Genomic DNA, 16,865 nt, shown 5'->3' on the forward strand with positions numbered 1-16,865 from the left:
TACTCTGATGGCTGACACCGCCGCGCACACCGGCCAGGACCCCGACAGAGTCTCCTTCGTCAAAGCCCTCCGCATCGCTCGCCGTTCAGTCACGCAGAGCGCATTTTCCCCCTCCGGGCACTGACACGGCCGACACGATCTGGCATCACGCCATCCGATGGCTCGCCCAACACCTCAACCCACCACGCCGAAAACGCTCACACCCGCGAGTCGTCAAACGCAAGGTCCTGAAATGGGCCGCGAAACGCTCCCACCACACACACTGGCCCCAACCCAAACACAACCCCCACATCACCACTCGAGACCACTAACTAAACGGTATTGAGGCTAAGGCTAACCCGGCGGTTGTCCGTGGATGACCTCCGATCTTCCTGGCGGGGGGTCAGAAAAGTGAGCAAGTGGTGAGCATCAGTCCTCAAATACCTGGGGAAAGCTGACCGAACTTGCGACTCGTTGTAAGGTAGGAAAACAGCACTTGACCTGCAAAAACGCAGGCAGGGAGCCTAGCCTGGGAGCACCTCGATGATGCGTACCATGTTCAAGTCCAAGATTCACCGGGCCACCGTGACCCAGGCCGACCTGCACTACGTCGGTTCCGTCACCGTCGACGCAGAGCTGATGGAAGCAGCGGATCTGCTGCCCGGCGAGCTGGTGCACATCGTCGACATCGACAACGGCGCCCGTCTGGAGACGTATGTCATCGAGGGGGAGCGCGGCTCGGGTGTCATCGGCATCAACGGCGCCGCCGCCCACCTCGTCCACCCCGGTGACCTGGTCATCCTGATCAGCTATGCCCAGGTCGACGACGCCGAGGCACGCGGCCTGACCCCGCGCATCGTGCATGTCGACGCCGGCAACCGTATCGTCGCGCTCGGTGCCGATGCCTCCGCGCCCGTACCCGGCACCGCCACTGAGCGGAGCCCGCACGCCGTGCCCGCGGCGCGCTGAGCGAGGGGGTCCCCGTCGTCCCGCTCCGCCCGTACGCCGCGAAGTGGGCGGCGCGCCACCCCGACCGGGCACCCGAGGCGCCGGTCGAACTGGTGGAACGGGCGAAGGCGCAGCTCAAGACGGATCCCGAGCTGTACTGACCCGGTTCGGCCGGGGACTGTACCGTTTGGCCGATGACACTTGCCCTGCTGCACACCTCCCCGGCCCACGTACCCGTTTTCGACGCGCTCCGGGACGCCGACCATCCCGGACTCGCCCTGCGCCATCTCGTGCACGAGGACCTGCTCACCAGAGCCGGGGAAGCGGGCCCCGAAGCGGTGTCGGGCGAGATCCGGGACCTGCTCGCGGGCGCTGTCGCGGACGGTGCCCGTGCCGTGCTCTGCACCTGCTCTACGATCGGCGCGGTCGCCGAGTCGGAGTCGGCGCGGCTCGGTGTTCCGGTGCTGCGCGTCGACCGCCCGATGGCGGCCGCCGCCGCGGCACAGGGCCGCGTGGCCGTGCTCGCGACGATCACCGGCACCCTGGCGCCGACCCTCGCCCTGCTCGCCGAAGAGGTGGGGGACCGGGCCGTCGACGTACGGACCGTCGTGGTGGACGGCGCCTGGGCGCGCTTCGAGGCCGGTGACCGGGACGGCTACCTGGACCTCGTCGCGGCCGCGGCCGACGCGGTGACGGACAGCGATGTGATCGTGCTGGCGCAGGCGTCCATGGCCGACGCGGTCACCCGTACGGTCACCCGCATCCCGGTGCTCTCCAGCCCCGGGCCGGGTCTCGCGGCCGCGGCCGCCGCCGCGCGCTGACCTCGGCACGGCTCGCGGACCCCGGCAGATCATCCGGAACCCGGGCGCACGGACTCACCAGGCGCGGCCGGCCGCTCCGGGGGACGGTGGAAGCAGATCCACCCCGAACCGTTCGGAGGCCCCCGATGACGAATCCGTACCCCGACCCGGTCCCGCCGGCCCCCACCCCCGGACCGATGCCCGGCCCACCGTCCCCGCTGCCGGAGCCACCGCCTGCGCCACCCGGCCCCGTCCCGCCGGGCCCCTCGCCGGATCCGATCCCACAGCCGCCGCCACCGCGCCCCGACCCGGTCCCGGAACCGCGGCCGTCGCGTCGGCGGGCCGCCCACTCCTCGCCCTGGGGTGCCGGTCGTCGGCCGCTTCCGGATGCGTCGCTCATGCCGGGCGGAGTGCGCAGCCGCTGAATTGAGACCGGTCGGAACGAAATGGCTCGGCGTCGTCGCCGACCGGCGACGGGGATCCCTCTGCCTGCCCGGCGCCCCCTTGCGCGCCTCCGCCGGGCCGGAATCAGGCGGTGGGTGGCCGGACCGGTGACGGGCCCAGTGTGGTGGTGCCGGGGGAGGCCCGGTGGCCGAGGCCGGTTCGGTAGGCGTCCATCGCGGCCTCGGTGCGGCCCACGCGGCGCAGCAGGTCGCCCAGCAGCCGGCAGATGTCCGCGAGGTCTCCGGCGGCACCGGCACGTTCCAGCAGGGACAGCGCGGTGACGTAGTGCTCCTCGGCGGATTCCAGGTCGCCCCGGTCCTCGTGGATCAGGCCGAGCAGCCGATGCGCGCCGCCCGCGTGGACCGAGCCGCGGTCCGGGTGCAGTTCGCCGAGGAGTCTGTGCAGCAGCTCCTGGGCCTGGGCGGTCTTGCCGCGGCGGCGCAGGACATCCGCCAGTTCCACCTCGACCTGGGCCGTGTACAGGGAGGCCCGCTTCGAGGCCAGCATGTCGCGGGCGGCGCGCAGTTCGGTCTCGGCGCCGGACAGGTCGCCGTCCTGGGCGTGCACGTAGCCGCGCATCCAGTGGCAGTGCGCGAGCTCCGTGCGGATCTGGAGCTGCTGGTAGATCTCGGCGGCCTTGGCGAGTGAGGCGTCCGCCTCCGCGGTGCGGCCCGCCGCTATGAGGGTGCGGGCGACGCTGCGGTGGAGACCGGCGACCAGTTCCGGATCGGACACCCGGGGTGCGAGGGCCAGCGCCAGCTCGCCGGCCTGGGCGGCGCGGGCGTGGGCGCCCATGTCCATGTAGGGGGCGATCGCGGCCGTGTACAGCAGCAGGAGCGCGCCGGGGTCCTGGAGGCCGGAGGTGTTGAGTTCGTCGATGGCGCTCTCCAGCAGGTAGCAGGCGTACCGGAGTTCGCCGGCCAGGAGGTGGGCGACGGCTCTGCCCCGGACGGCCGGGGCGCGCAGGGGGAGCGGGGCATCGGCGAGCAGTCGCTCCACGACCTCGAAGTGCTCGCGGGCCGTGGGCAGATCGCCCGTCTCCAGGGCGCAGTGGCCGAGCCCGAGCAGGGCCGTGGCGCGTTCGTCGTCGAGCCCGTGCCGGTCGGCCTCGGCGAGCAGTCGCGCGTAGGCGGCGGCTGCGTCCTCGGCGGCACCCGTTGCCAAGGTCCGCTGGGCCTCGACGAGTTCCAGCCGCAGAGCGGGCTCGCACTCGCCGGCCTCCTGGCGGCGACCGCCGCCACCGCACCGGCGTCGGCTGCCCCACCGGTACCGGCGGCGGCCGCAACGTCGCGGTCGAGTACTTCCCCGACCCCGGCGGCTCGGGAAGGACCGTCGAGGTCCCGGCCGAGGCCCCCGCGCGGAAGGCCGGCGCCGCCGCCCCGCTGAGCGCAGCGGAGGCCGCCGTCGACGGCACGGTGGGCGAGCAGGCGGTGACCGGTCCCTCCGACGACCGCCTGGACGTCGTGATCATCGGCGACGGCTACACGGCGGGCCGGCAGGACGACTTCCACGCGGACGCCACCGCCAAGTGGGCCGATGATCGCCGGGTTCCATCGCGCGGGCAACGCGCTGAGCAGCGCCGTCGACACCGGCACCGCCGTCGGACCGGGCCGGCGCATCACCGTGGACCTGGCGGATCTCCGGGCCGCAGGGGCCCTTGCCCACCGGCCGCGCGCCGCCACCGGTCTCGCCCGGATCGATCTGCGCTGGTACGTGGACGGCATCGAGAGGGCTTCCGCCCGGGGACGTACCTCGGTCACCCCAGCGTTGCTCGGCGTCCGTGCGGACGGTCGCGGTCACAAGGTGACCGCCGAGGCCGTGGACCGTACGGACGCCATCCGTGACCCCGCCGTCCGCGCCCTGGCCACCGACACCCTGAGCTGGAGCGTCAGGGCGACCGGGCACCGGAGGTAACGCCTCAGGCGATGATCGGGACCACGGCCTCGGGCGTCAGCATCCGGAAGGTGAACGCCTGATGGAAGTAGAGCCGGATGCTGGTCGCGTCGTGGTCCTGATAGCCGATGGAGAGGTCCTGGCCGAGGCACAGCTCGAAGTCGCCGCCGCGGGTGGAGAGCAGCACACCGCCCTTGACGGCGGGCGCCCACAGGATCTGGTCGTCGAGCAGCCGGGCCAGATGGGTGGCCACCGGGTATCCGTGGTCGGAGGTCTCGGTGGCCTCGGTGAAGGCGTCGGCACCGAGCAGCAGCCGGTACGGGCCGTCGACCCCGGCCAGCCGCAGTTGGGTCAGCGCCTGGCTGACGGTGGTCGGGTAGTCGCGGGCGTCCGCGGGCAGCGCCAGCGGCGAGTGCGAGGATCCGTCCCGGAGCCCGGCGATCCCGGCCGAGGTGTACCCGTCGATGATCGCCATGTCCTCCGCGAACGCACAGGTGCGGGCGGCGTCCTTGACGGGCTGCCAGTCGCTGTCGTCCGAGCCGCGCTCGACGTCGTCCACGGCCGACCGGGTCACCGTGAACGGCACCCGCCACTCGATGACCGGCACCGATGTGCGGGCCTTGGCGATGACGTCCGGGGCGGGCGGATCGATGTCGCGCAGATGGCCGTCGCCGATGGCCGCCAGCCCGGGGCCGTCCGGGCCGGTGACGTCGACGACACGGCGGCCCGCCACATGGCGGCTGAAGGTGCGCCGGGCCTCTTCTTCGATCTGGTCCCAGGCGGCTTCCGTGACAGGGGCGAGTTCGCGGTGGAGATTGTTCATCACTGGGCGCTTTCTTGCAGGCTGCCGATGTGCAGCGAACCGTCGGCCGGACCGGCCGGGGCCGGGGCCGTCGCCGGTGCCGGCGCGGACGTGGGCTCCGGCAGGGCGTCGGTCCCGGCCGACGAGGGCGAGGGCGGCGGGGCGTCGAGGAAGTCGGCGCTGGGGGCGTAGAAGAGCGTGCCGGTGACCGCGGTCGAGAAGTCGAGAATGCGGTCGTGCGTGGCGGGCGGGCTGCCGAGGAACATGTTGCGGAGCATCTGCTCGGTCACCGCCGGATCGGCGGCGTAACCGATGAAGTACGTGCCGAACTCGCCCTCTCCGAAGCTGCCGAACGGCATGTTGGCGCGCAGGATGTCGCGCTCCGTGCCGTCCGGGTCGGTGATCGTGTTGAGGGCGATGTGCGAGTCGGCGGGTTTGACGTCGTCGGCGAACTCGATGTCGTCCGGCTTCGTACGGCCGATGACCCGCTCCTGTTCCTCGGTGCTCAGCGCGGTCCAGGACGCGAGGTCGTGCAGATACTTCTGCACGATGACGTAACTGCCGCCCGCGAACGGGGGATCCTCGGCGCCGACCAGGGCCGCCGACCGCGCGTCCGCCCCCACCGGGTTCTCCGTGCCGTCGACGAAGCCGAGCAGATCCCGGTGGTCGAAGTAGCGGAACCCCTGAGTCTCGTCGACGACCGTCACCGCGCCGCCGAGCCGGTCGAGCAGTCGGGTCGCCCATGCGAAGCACACGTCCATCCGCTCGGCCCGGATGTGGAACAGCAGATCCCCCGGGGTGGCGGGCGCATGGTGCCGGGCGCCGTGCAGTTCCTGGAACGGATGGAGCTGTGCCGGTCGCGGCCCGGCGAACAGCCGGTCCCAGGCCCCGGAACCGAAGCCGGTCACACAGGCCAGGCCGGCCTCGGGGAACCGGAAGCCGATGGAGCGGGCGAAGGCCGCGAGATCCGGCAGCACCTCGCGCACGGCGGGCTCGCCGCCGGGCTCGATCGTGGCGACCAGGATCAGTGCGGCGCTGGTCAGCGGTGCGACGACCGGCTGGACCGCGACCGGATCCGGGGCGGTGTCGGGCATGCGGGGGCTCCCTGGGGCGGCAACGGCGGGAAACGGCAACGGGCTCATGCGGCGGGCGGAAAGGGGGCTCGCTGCTACTTACGCACAGCCGGGGCGCCCCCGCACCCCGGGGCACCCGGCCGGGCGAGCCCGACGACGGCCCGCCGGTCCGCACCGCCCCCCGTGTCAGCCCGCGGCGACTTCCGACCGGTCGCCGCCCCAGAGGGTGTGGAAGGAGCCCTCGCGGTCGGTACGGCGGTAGGTGTGCGCGCCGAAGAAGTCGCGCTGGCCCTGGGTGAGCGCCGCGGGCAGCCGGTCGGCGCGCAGGCCGTCGTAGTACGAGAGCGCGGCGGCGAATCCCGGTGTCGGCACCCCCTGCCGCACCGCTTCGGCGACCACCGCGCGCCAGTCGTCCTGGGCCGCGCCGATCTCCTCGGCGAACTTCTCGTCCGACAGCAGACCGGGCAGGTCGGGACGGGCGTCGTAGGCGGCCCGGATCCGGTCCAGGAACGCGGCCCGGATGATGCACCCGGCCCGCCAGATCGCCGCCACCGCGCCGAGGTCGATGTCCCAGTCGTACGCCTCGCCGGTCGTCAAGGATGACTCCTGCGGCTGGACCCTCATCACCTCGCGCAACCCAGGTGACCTGGAGCCGTTCCTCCAAGAGATCGATGCAGCGCTCGCCGTAGACGCTCACCGAACGTGACCGGTCCTGCCGCTACGCGGCTTCCGGCAAGTACTCCAGCCGGACTTCTCCATTACTGCTGGTCACCGGCTTGAGTGTGGGGAGTGCAGCGGGATGGGGTTGGGTGCGGGGCGGCCTCGGCGGGCCGTCCCGCGAGTGTGACCGCGCCGCATGTAATGACAGTGGGCCGAGCAGTCCATAGACGTGATCAACGATGTGCCCACGAGTATCTGGGGCCATGAACTCGAGAATTTATTCCTGCGGGCCGGGGCCTGCTTCGCGCGGGTGAAACCCCGGCGCCGGATGCGGGACTACGTGCGCGGGGGCTGCCGGGCCCGGTAGGCCGCAAGAACGGCTGGCAGCTCGCCGAGTTCGCCGGCTACGCCACTCCGGACGGACTCCAGCACCTGCTGTCCCACAGCCGCTGGGACGCTGACAGCCTCCTCAACGACCTGCAGACTTAGTGGTCGGCTCCGGAAGTTCTTCGGGAGTTGGCCCCGGGCCTGACGGGTGTGTTCACCGGTCAGCGTCGAAGGACAGTGCGATGAAGGTCGACCACTGCGAGACAGCCCAGTTCCGAGCCGCTGAGCAGTGGTGGTTTGCCGAGGGATCGCGTTCGCCCGATCTCGTTGCCATCTTCACGTACATTGCAGCCGAAAGGGGGGCGGATCTGTGTTCGCAAAACGGATCCTGGATGCCCGCTGCACGTGCCAAGAGTCGAACCGCAGGGCTGTGCGTCGCGCGCTCGTGCTCGTCGGAGACGCTCAGGTGTTTCAGAGAGGTTGATGCCCACGTGGAGGCAGTCGTCGAGAGCTTTGACATGTCGCGCGACGCTCGTCTGGCGGCTCACAGTGCCGTCTCCACAGCACTGGCCCTGTGCAGTGATCTTGAACTGGGCGACCTCGTGGATGCGGCTGAGCCGATGGGATCCGGTATCGGCGGGACATCGGCGCTGCTGGACATCGGCGGGACCCCGGTCTTCGTCAAGCGGGTGCCGCTGAGCGATCTGGAAAGGCAGCCGGAGAACGTCCGGTCCACGGCGAACCTCTTCGAGCTACCTGCCTTCTCCCATTTCGGTGTCGGGGTCATCGGGGGGCCGGGCTTTGGGGCCTGGAGAGCTGGCCGTGCACACCATGACGACGAACTGGGTGCTCGCACAGGACTATGAGGGCTTCCCACTGATGTACCACTGGCGGGTCCTGCCGCACCCCGGGCAGTCGCTTCCCGAGGAACTGGCCGGCGTGGAGAAGGCTGTCACCTACTGGGGAGGCGGATCGGAGGTGCGCCGCCGGATCGAGGCTCTGCGAGATTCCTCGGCGAGCATCGCACTGTTCCTGGAGTACATCCCGCAGAACCTGCACGACTGGCTGGGCGCTCAGGTCAAAGCCGGTGACGAGGCGGCCGAGAGGGCCTGCGCCATGGTTGTGAGGCAACTGCAGGCGGGGACCTCGTTCATGAACGCCCGTGGTCTCCTGCACTTCGATGCCCACTTCCAGAACATCCTGACCGACGGTGAGCGTCTGTTCTTTACGGACTACGGCCTCGCGACCTCCTCCCGGTTCGACCTATCCAAGGAAGAGGCCGACTTTTTCGTCGAACACCAGACCTATGACCGTTGCTACTCCGTCACACATCTGGTGATCTGGCTCGTCACCGCCCTGTACGGGTACAAGGGGGAAGAGCGCAATGCGTTCATACGCGCATGCGCCCAAGGTGAGCACCCGAAGGGAATTCCGCCGCAGGTCGCGGCGATCCTCACCCACCATGCCCCGCTCGCCGCGGTGATGACGGACTTCCACCGCAAATTCCAACCGGAGAGCAGGCAGACCCCGTATCCGATGGAGGAGATCGGCCGGATCGGCGAGTTGGGCAGCTCGTCCATCGTCTGACGGACCTGGGCGGCCACCAGACGTCAGCGTCGGACCGGATGCGGCAGGCTATGGCCGCCCTGATCTACTTCTGCCGATCGACCTGCCTGCCTTGCCTGTTGCCACCGCGCAAATAGTCCTGACCGCCACCGAGCGGCACCGACTGAAGAGGCCGCATACGGTCACAGGACCGAGTACCGGGACCGGGTGCGGGCGCGGATCGAGCTGCTCCAGCTCTTGCGGTTCGGCTGCTCCTACCAGGCGGTCTCCGACACGACCTGCTCGGCGAGCACGATCCGCAACCGCCGCAACGAGTGGATCCGGCTCGGCGTCTTCGCCCGGCTCCAACAGATCGCGCACGCCTGGCAGAACGCCTTCCACCCGCTCCGATCGGCGGTGGCTCGGAAAGGGAGGCATGCTTCACCGAGCCCGGCGGGGCGGAGACAGGAGCCCCGCCGGGCCGGGCGGGCCTTTGGTGTCAGCGGCCGTGTTGTTGAGGCCGGATGAGGAGCAGGGCGATGTCGTCGTTGCGGGGGGCGGACCGTTGGGCGTGGGGGATGAGGGTGTCGGCGAGGGCGTCCAGGGTCTGGCCCCGGGCCTGTGCGAGCTGGGCGGCGAGGTCGGCGGTGGCGTCGTCGATGTCGATGCCAGGGGTTTCGACGAGTCCGTCGGTGTACAGGGCGAGCACGGACCCGGGCGGTAGGGGGATGTCGGTCTCCGGGTAGTCGGCCGCGGGGTCAATGCCGAGCAGGAGCCCGGGCGTCAGCGGGAGGATCTCGGCGTGTAGGTCGGGGTGGCGCAGGAGTGGGGGCGGGTGGCCGGCGGTGGCCAGGCAGGCGCGGTGGCGTGCCAGGTCGAGCTGGACGTAGAGGCAGCTGGTGAACAGGCCGGGGTCGAGGTCGGTGAGCAGGCGGTTGGTGCGGGCGAGGACTTGGCCGGGCGGTGCGCCGGCGGTGGCGTGGACGGCGGTGCGGACCTGCCCCATGAGGGCGGCGGCGTTCACGTTGTGGCCTTGGACGTCGCCGATTGCTGCGGCGGCGAGGTCGGTGTCGAGATGAATGAGGTCGTAGAAGTCGCCGCCGACGTCGATGCCGTGAGCGGTGGGGAGGTAGCGGGTGGCCACGTCCAGGCCAGGGACGCGGGGCAGTGCTTGGGGCAGCAGGCTGGCTTGCAAGCTGTGGGCGAGAGCCTTATTGGCGTCGTAGAGGCGGGCGCGGTCCAGGGCCTGGGCGATCAGCCCGGCGGTCGAGGTGAGGACGGCTCGTTCCTCGGGCGTGAAGGGATGCGGCCGGTCGTACGCGAGGACCAGCGAGCCGACGGGGCGGCCGGAGGTGATCAGGGGCAGGAAGGCCCAGGCGGCCTTGTCGTCCTGCAGGGCGGCGGGGGGATAAGCGCGCTCGAGGTCCGCGAAGGTGGCGTAGAAGCTGGGGACGCCGCTGGTCAGGACACGCACGGCAGGGGTGGTGGAGGCCATGGGGGTGCCGTCGAAGCGGTCCATGAGTTCGGCGGGGTAGCCCCGGTAGCCGATGATCCGCAGCCGGCCCTCCTCGGCGATCATCAGGGCGAGGGCTTGGGCCCCGAAGGCGGTCAGGAGCAGGTCAGCGATTCGGTCGATCACGTCCATGACCCCAACGGCCTCGGTCAGGGTGGCGGCGAGGTGCATCAGGTGGTGGTGGGCGGTCGACCGGCCCGGTGCGGCCGACGGTGCGGGGTGCAGAGCCTCTGACGTCTCCGAGGCAGGGGACGGGGAGGCCGGGGCGATGCGGACGCTGATGCCGGAGACGTCCGGGTACAGGTGGAAGGACAGCCACCGGTCCGGTGGGCGTAGGGCGGTGAAAGAGGTGGCACCGTGGCTGAGCACCGCGGCCCGGTAGCGGTCCTCGACGACTGGGTCGTCCAGCCACGGCAGGACCTGCCGTGGCAGGGCGCCCAGCAGGTCGGAGGCGCTGGCGCCGAGGAGGTCGGCAGCGGTGGTTGTGATGAAGGTGATCCGGCCGTCGAGGTCCAAGGTGCAGCATCCTCCGGGCAGGCGCTCGGCGAAGTCCGCCGCTGCCGCCTCCTGGGTTGGCCCGCGGGCGCGGGCACGCAAGGGGGCCAGGACCTGCGGCTCGGGCCCGGGCAGCAGCGGGTGGCCGCTGTCGGCGGCCTGCCGCAGCAGAAGGCCCAGGCGCCGGCAGGAAGTACGGACCGTGTTGCGTTCGTGCCGGGTCAGCGGCGATGGATGCGAGCTGGGCCACCGCACCACCAGGGCGCCCCAGACGGTGGTGCCGGTGATGATCGGGGCAGCGGCCGCCGAGAAGGGGTAGGGCAGCGCGAGCGCCATCTGCGGGTAGCGCCGCGCCATCTCTTCCTGGCCGCCTATCCACACCGGACGCCGCTCGCGCACGGCGTCGGTCGCCGGGGTGCGGGCCGCCAACGGCACCTGCGTCCAGTGCGCGGCGATCTGCCGGGGAACTCCCCTCAGCACCGCCAGCCGCAGCACCCGCTCGCCCGGCGGCAGCAGGTATACCAGGCCCCCGGAGGCGCCTGTCTCCCGCATGAACTGGTCCAAAGCGGCGCAGAGTTGATGCGTGCCGGAGCCGGTGCCAGCGCCGAAGCCGACAAGGTCCCTCATGCTCTCACCCTCCCGAGCGGCACCGGGCAGGGGTCCCTCCAGGCGCCTGAAGCGACATCTGGCCGCCTCCGCGCTGATGCCCAGGCCGGCGCCGATCTGCGCCCAGCTGGCCCCGGTTCGTCGGTCCGCCAACACCGCACAGCACACCAGATGCCCGGCCAACCCGGGTAGCTCCGCCACGGCGGCAACATGGCAGCCCTCCGCTCCTCGCCCCGGGCGCGAGTCGCTCGCCTGCTGGGCTGCGGCCTGCACCTGCGTCAGGAGATCCGCTTCCGCGAACACCAGCGCCTGCCGCGCCCCCGCCGCCGCCTGCCAGCGACGCCGGGCCCGCCAGGCCGCCTGCCGGTGCGCCTGATGGCAATACCGCCGACCCGGGCCTGCCGACTCCGGTAGTGGAGCTCCGCACCAGCCACACCGATCGTCACCCATATACCGATCGTCGCCCCTATAGGGAAAATACGCTCTACTGCCGTGACGACGTGCTGCACATGTCCACCGGGGCGGTGGCGGCTGTACCGATACGTCGGCAGGCATACGTACCGATCATGTCGGCATCAAGATGCCCAAACTGCCACATTTAGAGGCTGCGTAATAGGCACGTGCTCATGGGCGGCGGTTCGGGCGGTTGTCCCAGCGGTGGGTCGTCCACGCCCCGCGGAAAAGGCTACGGACGGTGGTGATCGTATCGGCGAGGTCGAAGAACGCGTCGATGACCGCAACGCGGCGTTCGTACCATCGGGCGAGCCGGTAGAAGGTGTTCTGCCAGGCGTGGGTGCGCTCGACGTGCCACCGCTGGCTCGCCTGGTTCGGCGCCTTCTCGCCGGGAAAAGGCTCTACCCGCTCGTGAGAGAGCTCGCCGCCGACAAGATCCCTGTCGCGGTCGCGGTCGCGTGCCGGGTCCTGGGGCTTGCCCGCCAGCACTACTACCGGTGGATTCGTCGGCCGGTGACCGAGGCCGAGATCACCCCCGCGGTTCTTTTCCCACCGCATTGCGCCCCGATTCCACAGGGGCCCTGGGCAGGGGCACTTCGTACCACTCGTTGAACCACTCCGTCTCATGGTTCACACTTCTGATAGATCCCACTAGAACGAATATAATCCGGTTAAAGAGTGCTAGGTGATCTCCTTCAGGGAGGAATAGCCCGATGACTGAGAACACCGGCGGAAAGCACGGCAGTGCGCCCGGCTCTCGCGGTCGGACGACCATTGCCGACGTGGTGGTAGAGAAGATCGCCGGAATGGCGGCACGCGATGTACTCGGCGTCCATGCCCTGGGCAGTGGATTCGCACGCTCGATGGGATCCATGCGGGAGCGGATGCCCGGCGCAGGTAGCGGCAAGTCCGTCACGCGCGGGGTCAGTGTCGAGGTGGGAGAGGTGCAGGCGGCCGTCGATCTGGAGATCGTCGTCGACTACGGCGTCTCAATCACGGACGTGGCCGGTGACGTGCGCGAGAACGTGATCTCCGCAGTGGAGCGGATGGCGGGCCTGGAAGTCGTGGAGGTCAACATCGCGGTCAGCGATGTGAAGTTGCCCGATGAGGAGGACGAAGGGGAGCAGCAGCGGGTCCAGTAGCCAAGGGGGAGCAGCCCGCTTGAGTGAAGGAGCGCGTGATGAGCAAGGCTGTGGTCGGCTTGATTGCCGGAATGGCACTGGGCTTCGCCGGGTACTTCGGTGGCTTCTGGGCCTTCCTGCTGGTGCTGGTACTGGGCGCCGTCGGACTTGTCGCCGGGCGCTTGATGGAAGGCGATCTCGAGCCGGGTGACTTCATCCGCCGCCGCCATGACGAGCACCAGCGGGCGCGATAGCCGGCGACATACTCAGGAAGACTGACGGCAGTGACCAGTGACGTCGATCGTCGTCCGGGCGTTCCTCGCAGAGAGCGGGGTGCGACCACCGTCTCTGACCATGTCGTCGTGAAGATCGCTTCCCACGTGGCCCGCGAGGCGCTGAGCCGGTTCACCGATTCGGCCCACCGTGTACCGCCCGGCCGCCGGACACCAAGCGTGACGACGTCTGTGCGGCCGGCACCGGAGCGCAACGAGCACGCCGCAGGAGGGGACGGCGATCCCGCCGATAGCCGCCCAGCCCTGCTCGGCGAAGTACGGATGCGCATCGCCGTGGAGCTGGGCTATCCGTCCGACATCGGGGCTCAGTGCGCTGCGGTGCGCCGCGAGGTCATCGAGCGGCTCAGGACATGGGCCGGCATGGACGTGTCCGAACTCACGGTGTCGGTCGAGAGGCTGCACTCGGTGCACTCGCGGCATAGAGACCGGGAGAGAGTGAGATGAGCGCGAACACCAGGCGGCAGCCGACCGGCGAAGGTGACATTCCCTCTGGTAAGGGACAGGCGGCTTCGTCCGCGGGCGACCCCCCGGGCACGGGCGCGACGGCAGCGGTCCATAAAGCGGGCCGGTCGGCGCGCCGCTTCTGGTCCGCGCGACGGCTCCCCGCAGCCATTTTGGCGCTGCTGTCCGTCGCAGGCATTGGGCTGCTCCTGTACGACGTGGTCTCGGTGCGGGCAGACCGGCCCGGGATGAGCTGGCGACAGCGACTCGCCGAGGAACTGGCCACACGGCCACTGGATGACATCTGGATGACCGTCGGGGCCGCAGCGGCGATGGCCCTTGGCCTGTGGCTTTTCCTGCTGGCGGTGACGCCGGGACTGCGCAGACTGCTACCCATGCGGCAGCCCACCGGAATCCTCAGAACAGGGGAGGTCCGCGCCGGGCTCGACCGCCACGCGGCCGCCCTGCTTCTGCGTGACCGGGCCGTGCGGGTGTCCGGTGTGCAATCGGCACGGGTCGATGTCGGCCGCCGGAAGGTCAAAGCCCGGGCACAGGCACATTTCCGCGATCTCAACGAGGTCCGCGCGGATCTGGACGCCGCGCTGAGCAAAGCCGTAGCGAACTTGGGCCTCGCCCAGCAGCCCAAGCTGGACGTGCGCGTCCGTCGCCCGAAGAAGGGGTGAGATGTCCCATGCTCAAGGCAGTGAACCGGGTGCTGCTGGGGCTGCTCGGCCTTGGACTGTTCGCCCTGGGTGGCGGCGTACTGCTGGGTGGGCTGGATCTGCAGCGCCACTGGGGATTCGACGTGCCGGGTTGGTGGCCCTTCCGCGGTCCGGACGATGTCGTGCTGGGCACCGAGGGACGCACCCGATGGCGGGAGGAGGACTGGTGGTGGCCGACCGTCATTGCGGTGCTCGCCGTGCTTCTCGCGCTGCTGCTGTGGTGGCTTCTGGCGCAACTGCGCAGACAGCGGTTGGGCCAAGTCCTCGTCGAGAGCGAAGACTACGCAGCGATCCGACTCAACGGTCGCGCGCTGGAGGACGTAATCGAGGAAGAGGCGCAGGTCCTGGACGGGATCTCGCGGGCTCATGTGCGGCTGACGGGTCGGTGTGCTGCTCCGGCCGTACGAGTACGGCTGTTGCTTAAGCCTCACGCAGAACCGGCGCGGACTCTGGAGCAACTGAGCGGGGAAACGCTCGCACACGCACGGGACTCGGCAGGCCTGGACCGCCTCCCGTCGGAGGTCCGGCTCCAGGAAGTCCGCCACCGCGCCCGCCGCGTCGCCTAGATGTTCTGTCCACGGGGATTGGTGAGGGTTATCGCACGGGTGTGGTGATCTTGAACGAGTGAGGGCCTTCTGGTTCGGTGGATTGCGCTATCTCCACCTGCAGGAGGCTCTCATGCGGGGCTGCCAAACGAGCGGTTTGGCTCACGTTGTTGACGTTTCTGGAGGGCCGCTGAGAGACGGCCTGCCTTCGAGGGTGATGTCGAAGGCGTTCACTGCGCGCTTCAGTGCGGCCTTCGTTGGGGAAGTGACCGCGGGCCTTGACTCCCGGCAGAGGCTTCTGCCGCTGGGCACGGTCTTCGGCTCGAACGCGCCTTCACGGTCCCTGGGCACGGTGGTCTTCATGGGGCCGAAATTTCGGTCAGTACCGTCTTGGAGCGGGTTCCGTTACGCGAGATGCCGCCATAGAGCTTCGTGCAGACGGAGCCATACACCTCGATTTGAACCGCGCTTTCAGGATGATTGTCGGAAGCTGATGAGTCGCGTCATGGCGTCGCTGGTGACGTGCGCTCGGGCGATGATGACGGCCATGCGGAAGCACGGGATATGCCTGTCCTCGTGACATAGCCATTTCCCTGGTTTGGTGGACGAGCGCCTCGCGCGGTCTGCATCGCCGTGCATACGTGTGAGGCGCATACTAAAAGCACCTGGGAGAACGGAGGATGCCATGATCATCCTCGGCGTCATTCTGCTGGTCATCGGTCTGGTGGCCGGCATATCGATCCTGTGGACCATCGGTATCGTGCTCGTCGCGATCGGCATCGTTCTTTGGATCCTTGGTGCCGTCGGGCATGCAGTGGGCGGTCGACGGCACTACTGGTAGTGCCGCTTACCCCGGACCTCCGTGCACGCGGCCACTGCTATGTCCCACGGCGGCTGTGATCCCGGCGTGCTCGGATGCCGCGTGCTATTCAGCGCCCCGGATGGGAGCACACATGGCTGTACGTCATCAGCTCATCGCCCGGGAACCGTCCGTGCTCTGGGCGGTTCTGGAGGACGAGAGCCGTTACGCGGACTGAGTGGTGGGGACCTTGGACTCCGCCCCGGGTAACGGGCGTTGGCCGGAAGTCGGTCGTCGATCAAATACACGGCGCGTGTGGGGCCGAAGGAGTTCCACGGACGCACGACGGTCCGTCGTCTCGACGCCCCGCGCGCACTGGAACTCGAAGTGCACGGAGGGCCGTTGGGCACGGCACGGATCGCTTTCGGTATCCGGCCGTGGGGCGAAAAAGGCCCTGGTCATTCTCGACGAGCATCCGCTGCGCGGCCTGGGAGGGAGCCTCCACAACACAGTGGTCGACGCTTTTGCGCAGATCCGGCACCACGGCATGCTGCGGCGACTTGCGGAAGCCGTCGAAGGAACGCCCCAGGGCACGGGGTGAGCGCCAGGTCGAGAGGACCAGCCCCAACTGCTGGTCAGCTGACTGGGTCCAGTAGCGCCCTGCCCGCCGTGCGGCCTCTGCCTGTGTAGGTGTAGGCGGGTGCAGAGGGCGACCGTCCGGTCGAGCGCGTCCTGTTGTCATAACTCGAACAGTCGGCGCTGCTGGCGCCGTGCTTCGCTTCCAACTGCGCGTGCACCAAGCCATGTACAGCTGCCAGCGTGGCTCCACGTCGTCGCCGCAGAACGATTGTCCACAGTATGGAGATCCCGGTCACGAACCCGACGGCAAGCAAAATGATTCCGAGAATGATCACGGTGTTCTCCGCTCCCGCACATCCCTCCCTTTCTTACTGTGATCCCTGCGCACCGCAAGGGCAACTGCTCAGGGAATGGGCACATGCGCCTGCCATGACCTGCCTGTTCTCCTCCAACGGTGGGCCGTCGGAGAACAGGCCAACAAGAGTGAAGACCGGCGTTCCATCACTTGCGAAACGCGCATGATGCTGATGGCGGTTTGCGTTCGTAATCAGCGCCCAGGGCCTCGGTGGAAGCGATTCCTTCCTTGGGGGATAGCGTGCCCACCAGCCCACCAGCCCACCAGCCCACCAGCCCACCAGCCCACCACTCACACAGCGTTTCTTATGCGGCAGCGATGGCACTGTGCAGCCAGTGGGAAGGCTACGGCACGCGGTTAGGAGGCTGCTCCCGGCGCTGAAGCAATGTGCGAGCTCCGAGATGCGGTCGGCCCAGGCCGTATATCATGGAACGGCGTCTTGTGAAGGTGACGCGGGCATCATGTCGTCTCC

At 69.4% G+C, this 16,865-nt stretch carries 12 protein-coding genes and 7 pseudogenes; 14 read left to right on the top strand and 5 right to left on the bottom strand.

Annotated elements, in window-relative coordinates; translation table 11 throughout:
• Positions 1-522: 522 nt before the first annotated feature.
• The 3 genes and pseudogenes from panD to BT364_RS12285 all read left to right on the top strand — a co-directional run bounded on the left by panD (position 523) and on the right by BT364_RS12285 (position 1,748).
• Entirely contained in the window at positions 523-948 is a 426-nt protein-coding gene (gene panD / locus BT364_RS12275) for an aspartate 1-decarboxylase (RefSeq protein WP_072485184.1), read from the top strand.
• Positions 942-1,088, top strand: a pseudogene (locus BT364_RS42775) (GNAT family N-acetyltransferase); the annotation flags it as partial. The gene panD and the pseudogene BT364_RS42775, both read left to right, overlap by 7 nt.
• Positions 1,089-1,121: 33 nt before the next feature.
• Positions 1,122-1,748 carry an aspartate/glutamate racemase family protein gene (locus BT364_RS12285; protein WP_072485185.1) on the top strand — a complete coding sequence of 209 codons (627 nt, stop codon included), beginning with the start codon at positions 1,122-1,124 and terminating at the stop codon, positions 1,746-1,748.
• A gap of 507 nt (positions 1,749-2,255) precedes the next feature.
• Here BT364_RS12285 and BT364_RS12295 read toward each other — a convergent pair.
• Positions 2,256-3,368 (bottom strand): annotated as a pseudogene (locus BT364_RS12295) (tetratricopeptide repeat protein); the annotation flags it as partial.
• A 339-nt stretch (positions 3,369-3,707) separates the two neighbouring features.
• Here BT364_RS12295 and BT364_RS42780 point away from each other — a divergent pair.
• Positions 3,708-4,085: a hypothetical protein gene (locus BT364_RS42780; RefSeq protein WP_072485186.1), complete on the top strand. Its 378-nt coding sequence runs from the start codon at positions 3,708-3,710 to the stop codon at positions 4,083-4,085.
• A 4-nt stretch (positions 4,086-4,089) separates the two neighbouring features.
• Here BT364_RS42780 and BT364_RS12305 read toward each other — a convergent pair whose 3' ends face one another.
• The 3 genes and pseudogenes from BT364_RS12305 to BT364_RS12315 all read right to left on the bottom strand — a co-directional run.
• Entirely contained in the window at positions 4,090-4,887 is a 798-nt protein-coding gene (locus BT364_RS12305; protein WP_072485187.1) for a family 1 encapsulin nanocompartment shell protein, read from the bottom strand.
• On the bottom strand, positions 4,887-5,960 hold the full coding sequence (locus tag BT364_RS12310) for a Dyp-type peroxidase (protein ID WP_072485188.1): 1,074 nt from the start codon (positions 5,958-5,960) through the stop codon (positions 4,887-4,889). Before BT364_RS12310 ends, BT364_RS12305 begins: the two co-directional genes overlap by 1 nt.
• 165 nt (positions 5,961-6,125) lie before the next feature.
• A pseudogene (locus BT364_RS12315) lies at positions 6,126-6,524 on the bottom strand (NADP-dependent phosphogluconate dehydrogenase); the annotation flags it as partial.
• Between the two features lie 382 nt (positions 6,525-6,906).
• Between BT364_RS12315 and BT364_RS42785 the strand changes: the two are divergent.
• The 3 pseudogenes from BT364_RS42785 to BT364_RS44130 form a co-directional block, all read left to right on the top strand.
• Positions 6,907-7,082 (top strand): annotated as a pseudogene (locus BT364_RS42785) (IS701 family transposase); the annotation flags it as partial.
• A 362-nt stretch (positions 7,083-7,444) separates the two neighbouring features.
• Positions 7,445-8,513, top strand: a pseudogene (locus BT364_RS12320) (protein kinase family protein).
• Between the two features lie 117 nt (positions 8,514-8,630).
• A pseudogene (locus tag BT364_RS44130) lies at positions 8,631-8,849 on the top strand (IS5/IS1182 family transposase); the annotation flags it as partial.
• 121 nt (positions 8,850-8,970) lie between these two features.
• On the opposite strand, the gene BT364_RS12330 reads toward BT364_RS44130, so the two are convergent.
• Positions 8,971-11,106: a SpoIIE family protein phosphatase gene (locus BT364_RS12330; protein ID WP_072485189.1), complete on the bottom strand. Its 2,136-nt coding sequence runs from the start codon at positions 11,104-11,106 to the stop codon at positions 8,971-8,973.
• An 825-nt stretch (positions 11,107-11,931) separates the two neighbouring features.
• Here BT364_RS12330 and BT364_RS42790 point away from each other — a divergent pair.
• The 7 genes and pseudogenes from BT364_RS42790 to BT364_RS41465 form a co-directional block, all read left to right on the top strand.
• A pseudogene (locus tag BT364_RS42790) lies at positions 11,932-12,066 on the top strand (IS3 family transposase); the annotation flags it as partial.
• Positions 12,067-12,251: 185 nt separating this feature from the next.
• Positions 12,252-12,680, top strand: a complete 429-nt coding sequence (locus BT364_RS12340; protein WP_072485190.1) for an Asp23/Gls24 family envelope stress response protein — start codon at positions 12,252-12,254, stop codon at positions 12,678-12,680.
• Positions 12,681-12,718: 38 nt separating this feature from the next.
• On the top strand, positions 12,719-12,913 hold the full coding sequence (locus tag BT364_RS12345) for a hypothetical protein (RefSeq protein WP_072485191.1): 195 nt from the start codon (positions 12,719-12,721) through the stop codon (positions 12,911-12,913).
• Between the two features lie 108 nt (positions 12,914-13,021).
• On the top strand, positions 13,022-13,396 hold the full coding sequence (locus BT364_RS12350; RefSeq protein WP_371268581.1) for an Asp23/Gls24 family envelope stress response protein: 375 nt from the start codon (positions 13,022-13,024) through the stop codon (positions 13,394-13,396).
• Positions 13,393-14,076 carry a DUF6286 domain-containing protein gene (locus tag BT364_RS12355; protein ID WP_072485193.1) on the top strand — a complete coding sequence of 228 codons (684 nt, stop codon included), beginning with the start codon at positions 13,393-13,395 and terminating at the stop codon, positions 14,074-14,076. The genes BT364_RS12350 and BT364_RS12355 overlap by 4 nt, the downstream gene beginning before the upstream one ends.
• A gap of 8 nt (positions 14,077-14,084) precedes the next feature.
• Entirely contained in the window at positions 14,085-14,681 is a 597-nt protein-coding gene (gene amaP, locus BT364_RS12360; protein ID WP_072485194.1) for an alkaline shock response membrane anchor protein AmaP, read from the top strand.
• A gap of 664 nt (positions 14,682-15,345) precedes the next feature.
• Positions 15,346-15,501 (top strand): DUF6131 family protein, encoded by a 156-nt coding sequence (locus BT364_RS41465; RefSeq protein WP_164495245.1) that lies wholly within the window; start codon positions 15,346-15,348, stop codon positions 15,499-15,501.
• The last annotated feature ends 1,364 nt before the right edge of the window (positions 15,502-16,865 follow it).

It is taken from the genome of Streptomyces atratus, from assembly GCF_900119365.1.
Classification (GTDB): Bacteria; Actinomycetota; Actinomycetes; order Streptomycetales; family Streptomycetaceae; genus Streptomyces; species Streptomyces atratus_B.